Source organism: Cupriavidus oxalaticus (assembly GCF_038900635.1).
In the GTDB taxonomy this organism is placed as follows: domain Bacteria; phylum Pseudomonadota; class Gammaproteobacteria; order Burkholderiales; family Burkholderiaceae; genus Cupriavidus; species Cupriavidus oxalaticus_B.
Genome location: NZ_JAYMRX010000005.1, coordinates 122,003 through 139,375 on the forward strand (window position 1 = coordinate 122,003; position 17,373 = coordinate 139,375).

The 17,373-nt window shown below is 65.0% G+C and carries 15 protein-coding genes; 14 read left to right on the forward strand and 1 reads right to left on the reverse strand.

Annotation, left to right across the window (positions count from 1 at the left end):
* The first annotated feature begins 206 nt into the window (after positions 1 to 206).
* From gyrA to aroA, 7 genes are all read left to right on the forward strand, one after another.
* Entirely contained in the window at positions 207 to 2,870 is a 2,664-nt protein-coding gene (gyrA, locus tag VSR71_RS10925) for a DNA gyrase subunit A (RefSeq protein WP_342913886.1), read from the forward strand.
* A gap of 113 nt (positions 2,871 to 2,983) precedes the next feature.
* On the forward strand, positions 2,984 to 3,547 hold the full coding sequence (locus tag VSR71_RS10930) for a DUF2059 domain-containing protein (RefSeq protein WP_029045717.1): 564 nt from the start codon (positions 2,984 to 2,986) through the stop codon (positions 3,545 to 3,547).
* A gap of 169 nt (positions 3,548 to 3,716) precedes the next feature.
* A complete protein-coding gene (gene serC, locus VSR71_RS10935) occupies positions 3,717 to 4,874 on the forward strand; it encodes a 3-phosphoserine/phosphohydroxythreonine transaminase (protein WP_342913887.1) in 1,158 nt (385 codons plus the stop codon).
* A gap of 102 nt (positions 4,875 to 4,976) precedes the next feature.
* The gene (pheA, locus tag VSR71_RS10940) at positions 4,977 to 6,125 is read left to right on the forward strand and encodes a prephenate dehydratase (protein WP_342913888.1); all 1,149 of its coding nucleotides are present in this window, start codon (positions 4,977 to 4,979) and stop codon (positions 6,123 to 6,125) included.
* A 65-nt stretch (positions 6,126 to 6,190) separates the two neighbouring features.
* Entirely contained in the window at positions 6,191 to 7,318 is a 1,128-nt protein-coding gene (hisC, locus tag VSR71_RS10945) for a histidinol-phosphate transaminase (protein WP_342913889.1), read from the forward strand.
* 105 nt (positions 7,319 to 7,423) lie between these two features.
* The gene (locus VSR71_RS10950; protein ID WP_342913890.1) at positions 7,424 to 8,323 is read left to right on the forward strand and encodes a prephenate dehydrogenase; all 900 of its coding nucleotides are present in this window, start codon (positions 7,424 to 7,426) and stop codon (positions 8,321 to 8,323) included.
* 98 nt (positions 8,324 to 8,421) lie between these two features.
* Positions 8,422 to 9,726 carry a 3-phosphoshikimate 1-carboxyvinyltransferase gene (aroA, locus tag VSR71_RS10955; protein WP_342913891.1) on the forward strand — a complete coding sequence of 435 codons (1,305 nt, stop codon included), beginning with the start codon at positions 8,422 to 8,424 and terminating at the stop codon, positions 9,724 to 9,726.
* Here aroA and VSR71_RS10960 read toward each other — a convergent pair.
* On the reverse strand, positions 9,716 to 9,952 hold the full coding sequence (locus tag VSR71_RS10960; protein WP_342913892.1) for a DUF2061 domain-containing protein: 237 nt from the start codon (positions 9,950 to 9,952) through the stop codon (positions 9,716 to 9,718). The genes aroA and VSR71_RS10960 overlap by 11 nt on opposite strands.
* Positions 9,953 to 10,077: 125 nt before the next feature.
* Between VSR71_RS10960 and cmk the strand changes: the two genes are divergently transcribed.
* The 7 genes from cmk (at position 10,078) to rfaE1 (ending at position 17,358) form a co-directional block, all read left to right on the forward strand.
* Positions 10,078 to 10,746, forward strand: a complete 669-nt coding sequence (gene cmk, locus VSR71_RS10965; RefSeq protein WP_342913893.1) for a (d)CMP kinase — start codon at positions 10,078 to 10,080, stop codon at positions 10,744 to 10,746.
* Between the two features lie 170 nt (positions 10,747 to 10,916).
* Positions 10,917 to 12,611 carry a 30S ribosomal protein S1 gene (gene rpsA / locus VSR71_RS10970; protein ID WP_133094010.1) on the forward strand — a complete coding sequence of 565 codons (1,695 nt, stop codon included), beginning with the start codon at positions 10,917 to 10,919 and terminating at the stop codon, positions 12,609 to 12,611.
* A gap of 30 nt (positions 12,612 to 12,641) precedes the next feature.
* Positions 12,642 to 13,052, forward strand: coding sequence for an integration host factor subunit beta (locus VSR71_RS10975; RefSeq protein WP_342913894.1), 411 nt, complete (start codon positions 12,642 to 12,644; stop codon positions 13,050 to 13,052).
* A 272-nt stretch (positions 13,053 to 13,324) separates the two neighbouring features.
* Positions 13,325 to 13,678: a LapA family protein gene (locus VSR71_RS10980; protein ID WP_342913895.1), complete on the forward strand. Its 354-nt coding sequence runs from the start codon at positions 13,325 to 13,327 to the stop codon at positions 13,676 to 13,678.
* A 3-nt stretch (positions 13,679 to 13,681) separates the two neighbouring features.
* Positions 13,682 to 14,893, forward strand: a complete 1,212-nt coding sequence (gene lapB / locus VSR71_RS10985; RefSeq protein ID WP_342913896.1) for a lipopolysaccharide assembly protein LapB — start codon at positions 13,682 to 13,684, stop codon at positions 14,891 to 14,893.
* 37 nt (positions 14,894 to 14,930) lie between these two features.
* Positions 14,931 to 16,334 (forward strand): UDP-glucose/GDP-mannose dehydrogenase family protein, encoded by a 1,404-nt coding sequence (locus tag VSR71_RS10990; protein WP_342913897.1) that lies wholly within the window; start codon positions 14,931 to 14,933, stop codon positions 16,332 to 16,334.
* Positions 16,335 to 16,413: 79 nt separating this feature from the next.
* Positions 16,414 to 17,358: a D-glycero-beta-D-manno-heptose-7-phosphate kinase gene (gene rfaE1 / locus VSR71_RS10995; protein ID WP_342913898.1), complete on the forward strand. Its 945-nt coding sequence runs from the start codon at positions 16,414 to 16,416 to the stop codon at positions 17,356 to 17,358.
* The last annotated feature ends 15 nt before the right edge of the window (positions 17,359 to 17,373 follow it).

Genomic DNA, 17,373 nt, shown 5'->3' on the forward strand with positions numbered 1-17,373 from the left:
TTGTGTCGCCCGCAAAGCCTTGTGGCATCAGGGTTTCCGGGATTTGGGCAGGGTCGCCGGCTGGCTCCGGCGGGGCTGTCCCGACGCGGTAAGTCGGGGGTGCCGGCATGTTAGAATGGCACGTTGCCCAGCCGTCAGGCGCCCGCCGGCGCCACGTGCAAAAGGGCCTGTCATTCGCTTAAACCTGCCGCATAAACCACGCCGCAATGGATCCATTCGCAAAAGAAACCCTTCCGGTCTCCCTCGAAGAGGAAATGCGCCGCTCCTATCTCGACTACGCCATGAGCGTGATCGTCGGGCGCGCGCTTCCCGATGTGCGGGACGGCCTGAAACCGGTGCACCGGCGCGTGCTGTATGCGATGCACGAGCTCAACAACGACTGGAACCGTCCATACAAGAAGTCGGCCCGTATCGTCGGTGATGTGATTGGTAAGTACCATCCGCACGGTGACACTGCTGTATACGACACCATTGTCCGCATGGCGCAGGACTTCTCCCTGCGTTACATGTTGGTGGACGGGCAAGGCAATTTCGGCTCGGTCGACGGTGATAACGCCGCGGCCATGCGTTATACCGAAATCCGCCTGTCGAAAATCGCCCACGAGATGCTGCATGACATCGACAAGGAAACCGTCGATTTCGACAGCAACTATGACGGCTCTGAAAAAGAGCCTACTATTCTCCCGGCCCGTATTCCCAATCTGCTAATCAACGGTTCCTCGGGTATTGCTGTGGGCATGGCCACCAATATCCCGCCGCATAACCTGAATGAAATCGTCGACGGCTGCCTGCATATGCTGCGCAATCCGCAGGCGACGGTGGATGAGCTGATTGAATTGATTCCGGCTCCGGATTTTCCGACCGCCGGCATTATCTATGGCATCCAGGGTGTGCGCGAAGGCTATCGCACCGGCCGCGGCCGCGTGGTCATGCGCGCCAAGACGCACTTCGAGGACATCGACCGGGGCCAGCGCCAGGCAATCATTGTCGACGAGCTGCCCTACCAGGTGAACAAGCGCACCCTGCTGGAGCGCATTGCCGAGCTGGTCACCGAAAAGAAGATCGAGGGCATCTCGGATATCCGCGACGAGTCGGACAAGTCCGGCATGCGCGTGGTGATCGAACTCAAGCGCAACGAGGTCCCCGAGGTCGTTCTCAACAACCTGTATAAGAACACCCAGCTGCAGGACACGTTCGGCATGAACATGGTGGCGCTGGTCGACCGCCAGCCGCGCCTGCTGAACCTGAAGCAGATGCTGGAGTACTTCCTCGCGCACCGCCGCGAGGTCGTGACCCGCCGCACCGTGTTCGAGTTGCGCAAGGCGCGCGAGCGCGGCCATGTGCTGGAAGGCCTGGCGGTGGCGCTGGCGAATATCGACGAGTTCATCGCCATCATCAAGGCCGCGCCAACGCCGCCGATCGCCAAGCAGGAACTGATGTCCAAGGCCTGGGATTCCAGCCTGGTGCGCGAGATGCTGGCACGGGCCGAAGGCGAAACCCCCGGCGGCCGTGCGTCGTACCGGCCGGACGGCCTGCCGGCGGTATTCGGCATGCAGGCCGACGGCCTCTACAGGCTGTCCGACAGCCAGGCGCAGGAAATCCTGCAAATGCGCCTGCAACGCCTCACCGGGCTGGAGCAGGACAAGATCGTCCAGGAATACCGCGACATCATGGCGGAAATCGCCGATCTGCTGGACATCCTGGCGCGCCCGGAACGCATTACCGCGATCATTACCGACGAACTTACCGCGATCCGCGCCGAATTTGGGGACGACCGCCGTTCGCAGATCGAACTGAACGCAACCGAGCTGGACACCGAGGACCTGATCACGCCGCAGGACATGGTGGTCACCCTGTCGCACAGCGGCTATATGAAGAGCCAGCCGATCTCCGAGTACCGCGCGCAGAAGCGTGGCGGCCGCGGCAAGCAGGCGGCGGCGACCAAGGAAGACGACTGGATCGACACCCTGTTCGTGGCCAATACCCACGACTACATCCTGTGCTTCTCGAACCGCGGCCGGCTGTATTGGCTGAAGGTCTATGAGGTGCCGCAGGGCTCGCGCAACTCGCGCGGCCGTCCGATCGTCAACATGTTCCCGTTGTCGGACGGCGAAAAGATCAATGTGATCCTGCCGGTGCGCCAGTTCGATGCCGAGCACTTTATCTTCATGACCACCGCCCGCGGCACGGTAAAGAAGACGGCGCTGACCGAGTTCTCCAACCCGCGCAAGGCTGGCATCATCGCCGTCGACCTGGATGAGGGCGACTACCTGATCGGTGCTGCGGTGACCGACGGCCAGCACGACGTAATGCTGTTTTCAGATGCCGGCAAGGCGGTGCGCTTCGATGAAAACGACGTTCGCCCCATGGGTCGCCAGGCGCGTGGCGTGCGCGGCATGAACCTGGAAGACGGCCAGGCGGTGATCGCCATGCTGGTGGCGCCCGCGGAAGCCGGCGAGGGGGCCGCCGAGGAAGCCGAGGCGGGTGTGCGCGGCAGCGTGCTGACCGCGACCGAGAACGGCTACGGCAAGCGCACGCCGATCGCCGAGTACACTCGACACGGCCGCGGCACCAAGGGCATGATCGCGATCCAGACCAGCGAGCGCAATGGCCGCGTCGTCGCGGCGGCGCTGGTCTCGCCGGAAGACGAAATCATGCTGATCACCACCGGCGGTGTGCTGATCCGTACCCGTGTCGGTGAAATCCGGGAAATGGGCCGCGCCACCCAGGGCGTCACGCTGATCAACGTTGACGAGGGCACCAAGCTGTCCGGCCTGCAGCGCATCGTCGAGAGCGACGCCGACAATGGGGCCGGCCCGGAAGAGACGGAAGAGGCTGGCGGTAACGCCGATGCCGACGCCAATTCGTAACCAATTGGCCCCATCGCGCGTTAAAACGTAAATTGTTGCAACAACAGGACGCCAGCCGGAACTCGACTTGCGGCTGTCCGGACTAAAACGGACGTATTTACCAGGGAGTCACAATGCTCAAAACCTATCGACGTATCGCTGTTCTGGCCGCTTTCGTTCCGACCTTCATGGTGGCGCAGCATGCCCATGCACAGGACGCGGAAAAGACGGCAGCCATCAAGGAACTGCTTTCCGTCATGCAGGCTGACCAGGCCGTCAAGGGCCAGGCAGAAAACTGGCAGCAAGGCGCCAAGCAGGAAGCCCCGCTGGTGCTGGAGCAGGTTCTGGTCGAGAACAAGACCCTGAGCGACAAGCAGAAGCAGGCCGCGGTTGAAAAGCTGAAGAAGAACGGCGCGGTCCAGCGCATGGTCGACGGCGCCGGCACGGCATTCAACACCGACGGTTTCCGCAAGGATGCCATCCAGGCCCACTACGACGCCTTCGGCAAGTACTACTCCACGCAGGAACTGAAGGACCTGACCACGTTCCTGAAGTCGCCGACCGGCCAGAAGTTCATGGCCAACCAGGGCAAGGCGACCCAGGAGATCTGGGGTTCGATGATGCAGAAGTACGGCCCGCAGGTCGGCAAGTCGATGCGCGACGCCGCCGAGAAGGAAATCACCGCCGCGTCGAAGTGATCTTCGCCGCAGGGTCCGCCTGAGGCAATGCGCCGCAATGCTACGTTCAGGCCGCCTCGCGCGGGCCGGCGCAGCACCGGGGTCCGGCCCCGGGCGCCCAACCAGGCGCGGGTTTGAGGGATAATGGCTGCTTGGGTAACTCCGGCAGCCATTTTTCCTTTCCCGTCTCATGAACGATCCCCAGAATCCCGCCATTGCCGGCATGATGCAGCGTGCATTGGCCGAACGCGTCTACAACTTCTCCCCGGGCCCGGCCATGCTGCCGGCCGAAGTGCTGCAACAGGCCGCCGAGGAAATGCTGTCATGGCACGGAACCGGGGTTTCGGTGATGGAAATGAGCCATCGCAGCCGCGAGTTCGAGGGCATCCACAACGAGGCCATCGCCGACCTGCGCGAGCTGCTGCATATCCCCGACAATTTCCGCGTGCTGTTCCTGCAGGGCGGGGCCATTGGAGAAAACGGCATCGTGCCGTTGAACCTGATGCGGCTGCGCAATGCCGATCAGCCCAAGGCCGACTTCGTCGTCACCGGCACGTGGTCGATCAAGACCGAGCAGGAAGCGCGCCGCTACGGCGCGGTCAATATCGCCGCGTCCAACGAGGCGGAAAAATTCCACCGTATTCCCGCTGTTGCCGACTGGAAGCTGTCGGATGACGCCGCGTACGTGCACTTGTGCACCAACGAGACCATCGTTGGCGTCGAGTTCCAGGAGATTCCCGATATCGGCCAGGTCAAGGGCGGGCGCGTGGTGGTGGCCGACGCTTCGAGTCATATCCTGTCGCGCCCGATCGACTGGTCGCATGTGCAGGTGGTCTACGGCGGCGCGCAAAAGAATATCGGCCCGGCCGGCGTCACCATCGTGATCGTGCGCGAGGACCTGCTGGGCCACGCGCATCCGCTGTGCCCGTCGGCATTCAACTGGCGCCAGGTGGCCGAGAACAACTCGATGTACAACACGCCGCCGACTTACGCCATCTACATCGCCGGGCTGGTCTTCAAATGGCTCAAGCGCCAGGGCGGCGTGCCGGCAATCGAGCAGCGCAATATCGCCAAGGCTACGGCGCTGTACGACTTCCTGGACCAGAGCGACTTCTACCGCAATGAAATCGAACCGAGCTGCCGTTCGCGCATGAACGTGCCGTTTTTCCTCGGTGATGAATCGCGCAACGATGCCTTCCTGGTGCAGGCACGCGCCAATGGCCTGGTGCAGCTCAAGGGGCACAAGACCGTGGGCGGCATGCGCGCCAGCATCTACAACGCGATGCCGCTGGAAGGCGTGACCGCACTGATCGATTTCATGCGCGAGTTCGAACGCACCTCGGCCTGAGGTGCGCGCCCGCACTCAGCCGGCGTGCAATCGCGCGCTCAGGCTGGCGCGGACAGGTTTTTCCCCGGCCGCCGCGCCCCGGCGGCCCACCGGATTTATACAATGACAAGTCAAGACAGCACCCCTGCGCACGAGGAGACGCAGCCCGACGGCAACCACCTGAGCGATGCCGAACGCAATCTGTCGGTCGAGCTGGCGCCGCTGCGCGAGCAGATCGACACGGTGGACCGCGAACTGCTGGCCATGCTGAACCATCGGGCCAGGCTCGCGCTCGAGGTTGGCGAGGTCAAGAAGAAGTACGGCGCGCCCGTGTTCCGTCCGGAGCGCGAGCTGCAGGTCATTCGCAAGGTGCAGGGCGCAAATCCGGGTCCGCTGCTGGGCGAGAGCGTGGCCGCGATCTGGCGCGAGGTGATGTCCGCCTGCCGCGGGCTCGAGAAGCCGCTGGAAGTCGCCTTCCTGGGGCCGGCCGGCACGTTCTCGGAGCAGGCGCTGTATGCCCACTTCGGCCATGAAGTGAGCGGCGTGCCGTGCCCCAGCATCGACGAAGTGTTCCGTGCGGTGGAGGCGGGCACGGTCGAATACGGCGTGGTGCCGGTGGAAAACTCGACCGAGGGCGCGGTGTCGCGCACGCTCGACCTGTTTCTGCAGACGTCGCTGAAGATCAGCGGTGAGATCGCGCTGAAGGTGCACCACAACCTGATGGCGTCCACGCCCGACATGAAGGGCGTGACCGTGGTGCGCGCGCACGCGCAGGCGCTGGCGCAGTGCCAGCACTGGCTGACCGCCAACTATCCGCACCTGGAGCGCCAGGCGGTGTCGAGCAATGCCGAGGCCGCGCGCATGGCCAGCGAGGACCCGACCGTCGCGGCGATCGCCGGCGAATCCGCCGCCAACCGCTACCACCTGCACCTGGTGCGCACGCATATCCAGGACGATCCACACAACCGCACTCGTTTCGCCGTGATCGGCCGCTATGAGACCGAGCCGTCGGGCAGCGACCAGACCTCGATGATCCTGTCGGTGCCGAACAAGGCCGGCGCGGTGTATCAGCTGCTCGCGCCGCTGGCCGAGAACGGCGTGTCGATGTGCCGCTTCGAGTCGCGTCCCGCGCGCAGCGGTGCGTGGGAATACTACTTCTACGTCGACGTCGAAGGGCACCAGCATGAGCCGGCGGTGGCACGCGCCATCGACGAACTGCGCCGCAACGCGGCCTACCTGAAGGTGCTGGGCTCGTATCCGTCGAGCAAGTAACGAGCAGGAAGGCGAGCAAGCAGGGTGAACGAGTAAGGCCAGCGCAACCGGAGCAAGGAGACAAGATGGCAGAGCAGGGTAAGCATGGCGGCATGGTGTTCGGGCCGGACTATGTGCGGGCGATCTCGCCGTACGTGGCCGGCAAGCCGATTTCGGAAGTCGCGCGCGAATTCGGCCTGGATGAGGCCGGCATCGTCAAGCTCGCCTCCAACGAGAACCCGCTGGGGATGCCGGCGTCGGCACAGCGCGCTGTGGCTGCCGCCGTGGCCGACCTGGGGCGCTACCCTGATTCGAACGGCTTCGCGCTGAAGGCAGCGCTGTCGGCGCGTTTCGGCGTGCCGGACGACTGGCTCACGCTCGGCAACGGCAGCAACGATATCCTCGAGCTGGCGGCACACGCGCTGGTCGAGCCCGGCCAGTCGATCGTCTACGCCGAATACTCGTTCGCGGTCTATGCGCTGGCGACCCAGGAGATCGGCGCCCGGGCCATCGAAGTGCCGGCGCGCGATTACGGCCACGATCTCGAAGCCATGGGCGCCGCAATCGCGCCGGATACCCGGCTGGTCTTTATCGCCAACCCGAACAATCCCACCGGCACCTTCCTGCCGGCGGCACAGATCGAGGCCTTCCTGCGGGCAGTGCCCCCGAACGTGGTGGTGGTGCTGGACGAGGCCTACAACGAATACCTGGATGCCGACCAGCAATACGATTCGATCGAGTGGGTGCGCCGCTACCCCAACCTGATGGTCTCGCGCACCTTCTCCAAGGCGTATGGCCTGGCGGGGCTACGCATCGGCTATGCAGTGGCGCAGCCGGCACTGACCGATCTGCTTAACCGCATCCGGCAGCCATTCAATGTCAACAGCGTGGCGCAGGCCGCGGCGATCGCAGCGCTCGGGGATGCCGAGTTTCTGAGCCGCAGCGCGGAGCTGAACCGTGCTGGCAAGGCGCAGCTGGTCGAGGGCTTCGACCGGCTCGGTCTGGAATACGTGCCGTCGTCGGGCAACTTCGTGCTGGTCCGCGTCGGCGACGACGACGGTGCCGGTGCGCGCGTCAACCTGGCCTTGCTGAAGCAGGGCGTGATCGTGCGCCCGGTGGGCAACTACAACCTGCCGCGCTGGCTGCGCGTGACTATCGGCCTGCCCGAGGAAAACGCAGCCTTCATTGCGGCACTGGAGCGGGCGCTGGCGTAAGCCCCGCTACAATCGCGGCGATTCGCGCCGGGCCGGTGTGCCCGGCGCCGTGCCTTTTTGCTATCGCTCGGCCCGGCCGAGCCACTGCCCGTCGGGCTTGAAATCGTGAGTGCTTTGCATTTTTCCCGTGTTGTCATTGTCGGCGTCGGCCTGATCGGCGGATCGCTCGCGCTGGCGCTCAAGCGTGCCGGCGTGGCGGGCACGGTGGTCGGCGTGGGCCGTTCGCCCGCGTCGCTGCAGAAGGCGCTGGACCTTGGCGTGATCGACGAAGCGGCGACGCTCGCCGATGCCGCGCGCGGCGCCAGCCTGATCGTGCTGTGCGCGCCGGTGGCGCAGAACTTTGCGCTGCTGCATGCGCTGGAGCCCCACCTGCAGCCTGGCACCATCGTCACCGATGCGGGCAGTACCAAGTCCGATGTGATCATGGCGGCCAAGACCGCACTGGGCGACAAGGTAGCGCAGTTCGTGCCGGCGCATCCGATTGCCGGGCGCGAACTCAACGGCGTGGAGGCCGCGCTCGCCGACTTGTATGTCGGCAAGAAAACCGTGCTGTGCCCGCTGCAGGAAAATGCGCGCGACGATGTCGCGGCTGTCCGCGCGATGTGGGAGCAAGCTGGCGCGCAGTGCCACGTGATGTCGGCGGTGCAGCACGACGCGGTTTTCGCATCGGTCAGTCACCTGCCGCACGTGCTGTCGTACGCGCTGGTGGCGCAGGTGGCCAACGCCGAAGACGCCACGCTGAAGCTGGACTTCGCCGGCGGCGGGTTCCGCGATTTCACGCGCATCGCGGCCTCGTCGCCGGAAATGTGGCGCGACATCTGCGTAGCCAACCGAGATGCGCTGCTGCGCGAACTGAATACCTACCAGTCGGTGCTCGCGCACCTGAAGACGCAGATCGAGAAGGGCGACGGCGACGCGCTCGAACGCATCTTCACGCGCGCCAGCAAGACCCGGCAGGCCTGGGGCGCCGAGCGCGCTGCGGGCAGCAACAATATCGAACCCTGATATCGAACCCTGAGCCAGCGCGTGGGCGGGAAGCTGCCGCAAGCGCGACTGAACTGCTGAACCTGCCTTACCGAGGCGCCCCGGCGCCTACCGAGACCATGGAACACCTGACGCTTGGCCCCCTGACCCGCGCCACCGGCACCGTGCGGCTGCCGGGCTCGAAGAGCATCTCCAACCGCGTGCTGCTGCTGGCCGCGCTGGCCACCGGCGAAACCCGCGTGCGCGACCTGCTCGATTCCGACGACACCCGCGTGATGCTGCAGGCGTTGCGCACGCTGGGCGTGGCGTGGCAGCAGGATGGCGCCGATTACATTGTCACCGGCGCCGGCGGCAATTTCCCGAACAAGTCGGCCGAGCTGTTCATGGGCAACGCCGGCACGGCGATTCGCCCGCTCACGGCCGCGCTGGCCCTGCAGGGCGGCAGCTACAAGCTGTCGGGCGTGCCGCGCATGCACGAGCGGCCGATCGGCGATCTGGTCGACGGCCTGCGCCAGGTCGGCGCAGTGATCGACTACCTTGGCAATGAAGGCTTCCCGCCGCTGCATATCCAGGCGGCCGGCATCCGCATCGACGCGCCGATCCGCGTGCGCGGCGATGTGTCGAGCCAGTTCCTGACCGCGCTGCTGATGAGCCTGCCGATGGCGCAAAGCGAAAGCGGCCGGATCGAGATCGAGGTGGTGGGCGAGCTGATTTCCAAGCCCTATATCGAGATCACGCTGAACCTGCTGGCGCGCTTCGGCATCCAGGTCGAGCGGCACGGCTGGGAGCGCTTCGTGCTGCCGGCCGGCGCGGCCTACCAGTCACCCGGCGAGATCTATGTGGAGGGCGATGCGTCCTCCGCATCGTATTTCCTGGCGGCCGGCGCGATCGGCGGCGGCCCGGTGCGGGTAGAGGGCGTGGGCATGACCAGCATCCAGGGCGACGTGCGCTTCGCCGATGCGCTCAACCGCATGGGCGCCAACATCATGGCTGGCGACAACTGGATCGAAGTGCGCGGTACGGAGCGCGACGATGGCCGCCTGCACGGCATCGAACTGGACTGCAACCACATTCCCGACGCGGCCATGACACTGGCGGTGGCGGCGCTGTTTGCCGAAGGCACCACGACCCTGACCAATATCGCCAGCTGGCGCGTCAAGGAAACCGACCGGATCGCGGCGATGGCAACGGAACTGCGCAAGCTGGGTGCAGTCGTGGAAGAAGGGGCGGACTATCTCCGTGTGACGCCGCCGCCTGCCTGGCAGACCCCGGCCGACGGCATTGGCACCTATGATGACCATCGCATGGCGATGTGTTTCTCGCTGGCCGCATTCGGGCCGCTGCCGGTGCGGATCAACGACCCGGGTTGCGTGGCAAAGACGTTCCCGGACTACTTCAGCGTGTTTGCCGGCGTTACGCGCTGACCAGGTTGGCGGGCGTGGCCGGGGTGCTGGGTGCGTCACGGCTGACAGCAGCCTGGCGGCGTTCGCGCCGTTCCCAGTAGCGATCGAAGAAGTAGTGGGCCACGGTATTGACGGCCGGTTCGATGAACGTGACGGCACCGCTGATAGCAATGCTGCCGGTCAGCGCATACGTCACGCTGAAAGCGATGCCGAGGTGCATGATGCCGAACGTCAGGGTTTTTGCCATGGTAGATTGCCTCGCAACTGAAAACTGGAGCGTGCTCGCCGCGATTGCGGCGAAGTGCCATGAATCAAATGATAATGATTCTCAGTTGGTTTAACAATAAATCGTTTCTTTGAGTTTCATAACCAATGACTATCGTCAACGTCATCACCATTGACGGGCCGACCGCCTCGGGGAAGGGCACGGTCGCGCACAAGGTCGCCGACGCGGTGGGCTTCCACCTGCTCGACAGCGGTGCCCTGTACCGCCTGGTGGCGTTGGCCAGCGATCGCGCCGGCGTTGACCTGGCCGACGTGGACACCCTGGCAAAGGTCGCCTCCCGCCTTGAAGTGAAGTTCGGCCCCGACAGGGTCTGGCTGCAGGGAGAGGAAGTCAGCCTGGCGATCCGGGCCGAGGCCATCGGTAACCGCGCCTCGGCCATCGCCGTGCACCAGCCGGTGCGCGACGCGCTGACCCAGCTGCAGCGCGACTTCCGCAAGCTGCCTGGCCTGGTTGCCGATGGCCGTGACATGGGCACAGTGATCTTTCCGGACGCCCAGCTGAAAGTGTTCCTCACGGCAAGTGTTGAAGCGCGTGCTCGCAGGCGCTATAAACAATTGATTGATAAGGGAATTTCTGCTAATATTGAAGACCTTTTGCGTGACCTCGAGGCGCGCGACGCGCGGGATCGCAACCGCGCCGCCGCACCGCTGCGTCCCGCCGAGGATGCAAAACTGCTGGATACCTCCGACATGACGGTGGATCAGGCAGTGGCGCAGGTGCTGGAGTGGTTTGTCGCTGTGCGGTCCGGTGCATGAATGCATCGGACGCATGACAAGCGAACGGACCTCGCCCGCACCAGATGGCGCCAGCCCGGATATGCCTGATCGGCCCGAAGCTGGCTTTTGTCAAACCTGACCCCGCTGCGATGGCAGACTGAGCGCGATAGTCGCGCCGGCCAGCGTACTGCGGATTTCACCTTACGTTTATGTCCGACCTGCAAACTAACGAATCCTTTGCCGCACTGTTCGAGGAATCGATCGCCCGCTCCAATATGAAGGCTGGCGAAGTGATCTCCGCTGAAGTCGTGCGCATCGACCACAATTTCGTGGTCGTCAATGCCGGCCTCAAGTCCGAGGCATTTGTGCCGGTGGAGGAGTTCCTGAACGACCAGGGCGAACTCGAAGTGCAGGCCGGCGACTACGTCTCCGTGGCCATCGACGCACTCGAGAACGGCTATGGCGACACCATCCTGTCCCGCGACAAGGCCAAGCGCCTGGCATCGTGGCTGAACCTCGAGAAGGCGCTGGAAGACGGCGAGATCATCTCGGGTACCGTGACCGGCAAGGTCAAGGGCGGCCTGACTGTCATGGTCAACGGCATCCGCGCGTTCCTGCCGGGCTCGCTGGTTGACGTGCGTCCGATCAAGGACACCACCCCGTACGAAGGCAAGACCCTGGAATTCAAGGTCATCAAGCTGGACCGCAAGCGCAACAACGTTGTGCTGTCGCGCCGTGCCGTGGTCGAAGCCACGCTGGGCGAAGAGCGCCAGAAGCTGATGGAAACCCTGAAGGAAGGCGCCATCGTCAACGGTATCGTCAAGAACATCACCGACTACGGTGCGTTCGTTGACCTGGGCGGTATCGACGGCCTGCTGCACATCACCGACCTGGCCTGGCGCCGTGTCCGCCACCCGAGCGAAGTGCTGTCGGTTGGCCAGGAAATCACCGCCAAGATCCTCAAGTTCGACCAGGAAAAGAACCGCGTCTCGCTGGGCGTGAAGCAGCTGGGCGAAGATCCGTGGGTCGGCATCTCGCGCCGCTACCCGCAAGGCACCCGCCTGTTCGGCAAGGTGACCAACCTGACCGACTACGGCGCGTTCGTCGAGATCGAAGCCGGCATCGAAGGCCTGGTGCACGTGTCGGAAATGGACTGGACCAACAAGAACGTTGCCCCGTCCAAGGTTGTCCAGCTGGGCGACGAAGTGGAAGTCATGGTCCTGGATATCGACGAAGACAAGCGTCGTATCAGCCTGGGCATGAAGCAGTGCAAGGCCAATCCGTGGGACGATTTCTCGCGTAACCACAAGAAGGGCGACAAGCTGAGCGGCCAGATCAAGTCGATCACCGACTTCGGCGTGTTCATCGGCCTGCCTGGTGGCATCGACGGCCTGGTGCACCTGTCCGACCTGTCCTGGCAAGAGTCCGGCGAAGACGCCGTGCGCAAGTACAAGAAGGGCGACGAAGTCGAAGCCGTGGTTCTGGGCATCGACGTCGACAAGGAGCGCATCTCGCTGGGCATCAAGCAGCTGTCGGGCGATCCGTTCAACAACTTCATCTCGGCCAACGACAAGGGCTCGATCGTTACCGGCACCATCAAGGCCGTTGACGCCAAGGGCGCCGTGGTCCAGCTGGCTGACGACGTGGAAGGCTACCTGCGTGCTTCGGAAATCTCCGCTGACCGCGTGGAAGACGCCCGCAACGTGCTGAAGGAAGGCGAGCAGATCACCGCCCTGGTGGTGAACGTCGACCGCAAGTCGCGCAACATCAACCTGTCGATCAAGGCCAAGGACAGCGCAGAGCAGCAAGAAGCGATGCAGAAGTTCCAGGCTGACACCGGCACGGCTGGCACGACCAACCTTGGCGCCCTGCTGAAGGCCAAGCTCGGCCAGGACAACCAGTAATCGCAGGCCCCCGCGCTTGCGCGAATGCCCATGACCAAGTCGGAGCTCGTCGAAAAACTGGCTGCCCGCTTCCCCCAGCTGCTGCTGCGGGATGCGGACATCTCGGTCAAAACGATACTCGACGCGATGTCCGAGGCGCTGGCCGATGGCCATCGCATCGAGATCCGCGGATTCGGCAGTTTTGGTCTGAACAAGCGTCCGCCTCGCGTGGGGCGCAATCCCAAGTCCGGCGAGCGGGTGCTGGTACCTGAAAAACGGGTACCGCACTTCAAGGCGGGCAAGGAGTTGCGCGAACGGGTTGACCGCAGCCAGCCGACGCCCGCGGGCGTCAATGGCAACGGCCATTCCGTCAGCACGGCCCAGGCCGTGCCGGGCAAGGCAAGCGCTGGCGCCGCTGCGGCGGCGCTGCACGAGGGTGGACTGAACCTGGTCCGCCCCTGAGCATCGTCTGCCTGCCCAGTTGTCTGGCAAGTAAAAAAAGCGCCCTTCGGGGCGCTTTTTTGTTCTGCGCTTAGTGGCCCGCGTTGCTCGCTGCCGACGAGGCTTCGCCGCCCAATCCATGTCAGCGCCCGCTGAGCCGCGCGCGTTAGCCTCCCGTAACCGCCGCGTTACCGAATCGATGAAGTGATTCCGTTACAATGCCGGGGTCATTGCCGGCCCGCGCACAAGCGCCTGCGCCGCCTAAACGTCACGCTGCCAAGCTGCCTACCTGCATGAAACTGTTCGCCTGGATCGTCCGTATCGTCGTATTCGTGCTGCTGTTCGTGCTGGCGCTGCGCAATACCGCCGACGCTTCGCTGCAGCTCTTCTTCAACGCCGTCTGGCACGCCCCGCTGATCCTGATCCTGTTCGCCGCCTTCGTGCTTGGCGCAGTCGCGGCGCTGGCCTCGGTGGCGCCTGGCCTGATGCGCCAGCGCATGGAGATCGCCAGGCTGCGCCGCGCACTGACGCAGGTTCAGGCGGCCGCCGCATCCGCATCCGCATCGCCGCAGCCGGCAGTTGCAAGCGCGGCTACGCCGCGCGACGCCAAGCCGGTCCCTTACAACGTAGTCGGCCCGAAAGTCTGATCCATGATGTTTGAAACCTGGTGGTTGCTGGCGCTGCCACTTGTCTTTGGCCTCGGCTGGATGGCGGCGCGCTTTGACGTGCGACAGCTCATCAGCGAGCAGGGTGCGCTGCCGCGTTCGTATTTCAAGGGCCTCAATTTCCTGCTCAACGAGCAACCCGACAAGGCCATCGACGCCTTTATCGAGGTGGCGCGCCTTGATCCCGAAACCACCGAACTCCACTTTGCCCTCGGCGCGCTGTTCCGCCGCCGTGGCGAAACCGAGCGCGCCATCCGCGTGCACCAGAATCTTGCGACCCGTCCCGACCTGCCCGAGCCGGAGCGCGAACATGCGCTCTACGAACTGGGCCAGGACTTCCTGCGCGCCGGCCTGCTGGACCGGGCCGAGGAGTCGCTGCGGCGGCTGATGTCCGGCCCATATGCAGCCTCGGCCAAGCGCGTGCTGCTCGAGCTGTACGAGGTTGAGAAAGAGTGGCAAAAGGCCATCGACGCCGCGCGCGAATTGCAGACCCTGGAGCAGAAGAGCTATAGCCTGCAGATCGCCCAGTTCTGCTGCGAACTGGCGCAGGACGCGCTGCAGCGCAAGCGCCCCGAGGATGCGGTGAAGTGGCTGAACCAGGCCATCGAGGAAAATCCGGCCAATGTGCGCGCGCCCATCCTGCTGGGCGACGTGGCGGCCGCCGCTGGCGACGCGCGTGCCGCGCTCGGCCACTGGCTGGGCATCGAGCGGCAGGACGCCTCTTTTCTGCCGCTGGTTGCCGACCGCGTGGTCAAGGCCTATGCCGGCCTGCAGCAGGAAGGCTCGGCGCTGGAGTGGCTGCATGGCCTGCTCAAGGGCAAGCTGGCGCCTGAACTGCTCGACACCGCCTACAAGGCCGAGCTTGAAACGAACGGCCCCGAGGCCGCGGCGCGCCTGATGCGCGAGCAATTGCGGCGCCAGCCCACGCTGCTGGCGCTGACAAAGTACTTCGAGGCGCAGGCCGCCGTAACCTCGGCCGAAGTGCCGGCCGGTGCCGATGCCCCCGCCGAGGACGGTGCCGGCGACCGCGATCAGGAAACCGGCGCGATCCGCGACCTGCTGCAGGCGCGCACGCGCAACCTGGCGCGCTACACCTGCCGCGAATGCGGTTTCCGCGCCCGCCTGTTCTACTGGCAATGCCCGGGTTGCAACCGCTGGGAAACCTACGCCCCGCGGCGTTCCGAGACGCTCGGCTAAGCCCGGCGCGCAGCACCACAGAACCTGATCTGAAGCCATGAAAGTCACCATTATCGGCAGCGGCTATGTCGGCCTCGTCACCGGCGCCTGCCTGGCGGAGCTGGGCAACGATGTGTTCTGCCTCGACCTGGACGAAAAGAAGATCGCGCTGCTCAATGCTGGCGGCGTGCCGATCTACGAGCCGGGCCTGCAGGAGCTGATCCAGCGCAACCGCGCGGCCGGCCGCCTGGTTTTTTCCACCGACGTCGCCGCCAGCGTGGAGCATGCCGACGTGCAGTTCATCGCCGTCGGCACGCCGCCGGACGAAGACGGCTCGGCGGACCTCAAGTACGTGCTGGCCGCGGCGCACAATATCGGCCGGCACATGACCGGGTTCAAGGTGGTGGTCGACAAATCCACCGTGCCGGTGGGCACGGGCGACCGTGTCACTGCCGCGATCCGCGAGGAACTGGCCGCGCGCGGGCTCGAAGACCTGCAGTTCTCGGTGGTGTCGAATCCCGAGTTCCTGAAGGAGGGCGCGGCGGTCGAGGATTTCATGCGCCCCGACCGCATCGTGCTGGGCTGCAACCCGGACGCCGCCGGCCGGCATGCGCAGGCCACCATGCGCACGCTGTACGCGCCGTTCAACCGGCACCATGAGCGTACTTTCTATATGGACGTGCGCTCCGCCGAGTTCACCAAGTACGCCGCCAATTCGATGCTGGCCACGCGTATCTCGTTCATGAACGAACTGGCCAACCTGGCCGACGAGGTCGGCGCCGATATCGAACTGGTTCGGATGGGTATCGGCTCGGATCCGCGTATCGGCTACAGTTTCCTGTATGCCGGCGCCGGCTACGGCGGTTCGTGCTTTCCCAAGGACGTGCAGGCGCTGATGCGCACCGCGGCCGACCATGGCAAGCCCATGCGCGTGCTCGAGGCGGTGGAGGCGGTCAATGGCGCACAGAAGCGCGTGCTGGGCGAGAAGATCGTGCGCCGCTTCGGCGACGACCTTGCCGGCCGCACTTTTGCCATCTGGGGGCTGGCATTCAAGCCCAATACCGACGATATGCGCGAGGCGCCGTCGCGGGTCCTGGCGCGGGAGCTGGTGTCGCGCGGCGCGGCACTGCGCGTGCACGACCCGGTATCGATGGCCGAAGCGCGCCGCGCGCTGGAGGCCGACCTGTCCGATCTGCCGGACGCGATGGCGCGCGTCAGCTTCCACGACAACCAGATGGATGCGCTGGACGGCGCCGACGCGCTGGTCATCGTGACCGAATGGAAGGTATTCCGCAGCCCGGACTTCGGCCAGATCAGTCGCAGGCTGAAGACGCCGGTGATCTTCGACGGGCGCAACCTGTATGAGCCACAGGCGATGGCCGAGAGTGGCGTCGAGTACCACGCCATCGGCCGCCCGGCCCGGCCCGGACAACAGGCCGCGTACGATTTCGCGAACAAATAGAGCGTGCACGGGTCAACGACTGATCAACCGACATGCTGACGAGGCGGCGCTGGCTGCCTCGCAATCGCCAAGGATCTACATGAACAAGACCATCCCGCAGGAACAGATCCGGCAGTCCCACATCCTGGTGGTCGGCGACATGATGCTGGACCGCTACTGGTTCGGCGACGTCGAACGCATCTCGCCGGAAGCCCCGGTGCCGGTAGTGCAGGTCAAGCGCAGTGACGAGCGCCTGGGCGGCGCGGCCAACGTGGCGCGCAACGCCGCCGCGCTGGGCGCGCGCGTGGGCATGCTGGGCGTGGTCGGCGACGACGAGCCGGCGCGCACGCTCGAGGCGCTGCTCGCCGAAAGCCACGTCGAGCCCTACCTGCACCGCGACCCCAAGCTCAACACCACCATCAAGCTGCGCGTGGTCGCCCACCAGCAGCAACTGCTGCGCGTGGACTTTGAGAACGCCCCGGCGCACGAAGTGCTGGCCGCAGTACAGGACCGGTTCCAGGGCCTGATCAACGACTACCAGGTGCTGGTGCTGTCCGACTACGGCAAGGGCGGCCTGACGCACGTTTCCCGCATGATCGACGCCGGCCGTGCGGCGGGGCGCAAGGTGCTGATCGACCCCAAGGGCGACGACTACTCGCGCTACCGCGGCGCCACGCTGATCACCCCCAACCGCTCCGAGATGCGTGCCGTGGTCGGCGCCTGGAAGACCGAGGCCGATCTCACCATCCGCGCACAGAACCTGCGCCGCGAACTGCAGCTCGAGGCGCTGCTGCTGACGCGCTCGGAGGAGGGCATGACGCTCTACACGGAAGCCGAAGTGCTGCATGTCTCGGCCCAGGCGCGCGAGGTCTATGATGTATCCGGTGCCGGCGATACCGTGATCGCCACCCTGGCCACCATGCTTGGCGCCGGCGTGCCGCTCAAGGAGGCCGTGCAGCATGCCAACCGCGCCGGCGGCATCGTGGTCGGCAAGCTCGGCACCGCCGTCGTCACCTACCCTGAATTGTTCGGCGCCGCCCCGTGATGCGCGGCGCCCATT

Bases quoted from the DNA above. Each gene is read 5' to 3' on its own strand.
- gyrA (WP_342913886.1), top strand. From the start codon at position 207: ATGGATCCATTCGCAAAAGAAACCCTTCCGGTCTCCCTCGAAGAGGAA.
- VSR71_RS10930 (WP_029045717.1), top strand. From the start codon at position 2,984: ATGCTCAAAACCTATCGACGTATCGCTGTTCTGGCCGCTTTCGTTCCG.
- serC (WP_342913887.1), top strand. From the start codon at position 3,717: ATGAACGATCCCCAGAATCCCGCCATTGCCGGCATGATGCAGCGTGCA.
- pheA (WP_342913888.1), top strand. From the start codon at position 4,977: ATGACAAGTCAAGACAGCACCCCTGCGCACGAGGAGACGCAGCCCGAC.
- hisC (WP_342913889.1), top strand. From the start codon at position 6,191: ATGGCAGAGCAGGGTAAGCATGGCGGCATGGTGTTCGGGCCGGACTAT.
- aroA (WP_342913891.1), top strand. From the start codon at position 8,422: ATGGAACACCTGACGCTTGGCCCCCTGACCCGCGCCACCGGCACCGTG.
- VSR71_RS10960 (WP_342913892.1), bottom strand. From the start codon at position 9,952: ATGGCAAAAACCCTGACGTTCGGCATCATGCACCTCGGCATCGCTTTC.
- cmk (WP_342913893.1), top strand. From the start codon at position 10,078: ATGACTATCGTCAACGTCATCACCATTGACGGGCCGACCGCCTCGGGG.
- rpsA (WP_133094010.1), top strand. From the start codon at position 10,917: ATGTCCGACCTGCAAACTAACGAATCCTTTGCCGCACTGTTCGAGGAA.
- VSR71_RS10975 (WP_342913894.1), top strand. From the start codon at position 12,642: ATGACCAAGTCGGAGCTCGTCGAAAAACTGGCTGCCCGCTTCCCCCAG.
- VSR71_RS10980 (WP_342913895.1), top strand. From the start codon at position 13,325: ATGAAACTGTTCGCCTGGATCGTCCGTATCGTCGTATTCGTGCTGCTG.
- lapB (WP_342913896.1), top strand. From the start codon at position 13,682: ATGATGTTTGAAACCTGGTGGTTGCTGGCGCTGCCACTTGTCTTTGGC.
- VSR71_RS10990 (WP_342913897.1), top strand. From the start codon at position 14,931: ATGAAAGTCACCATTATCGGCAGCGGCTATGTCGGCCTCGTCACCGGC.
- rfaE1 (WP_342913898.1), top strand. From the start codon at position 16,414: ATGAACAAGACCATCCCGCAGGAACAGATCCGGCAGTCCCACATCCTG.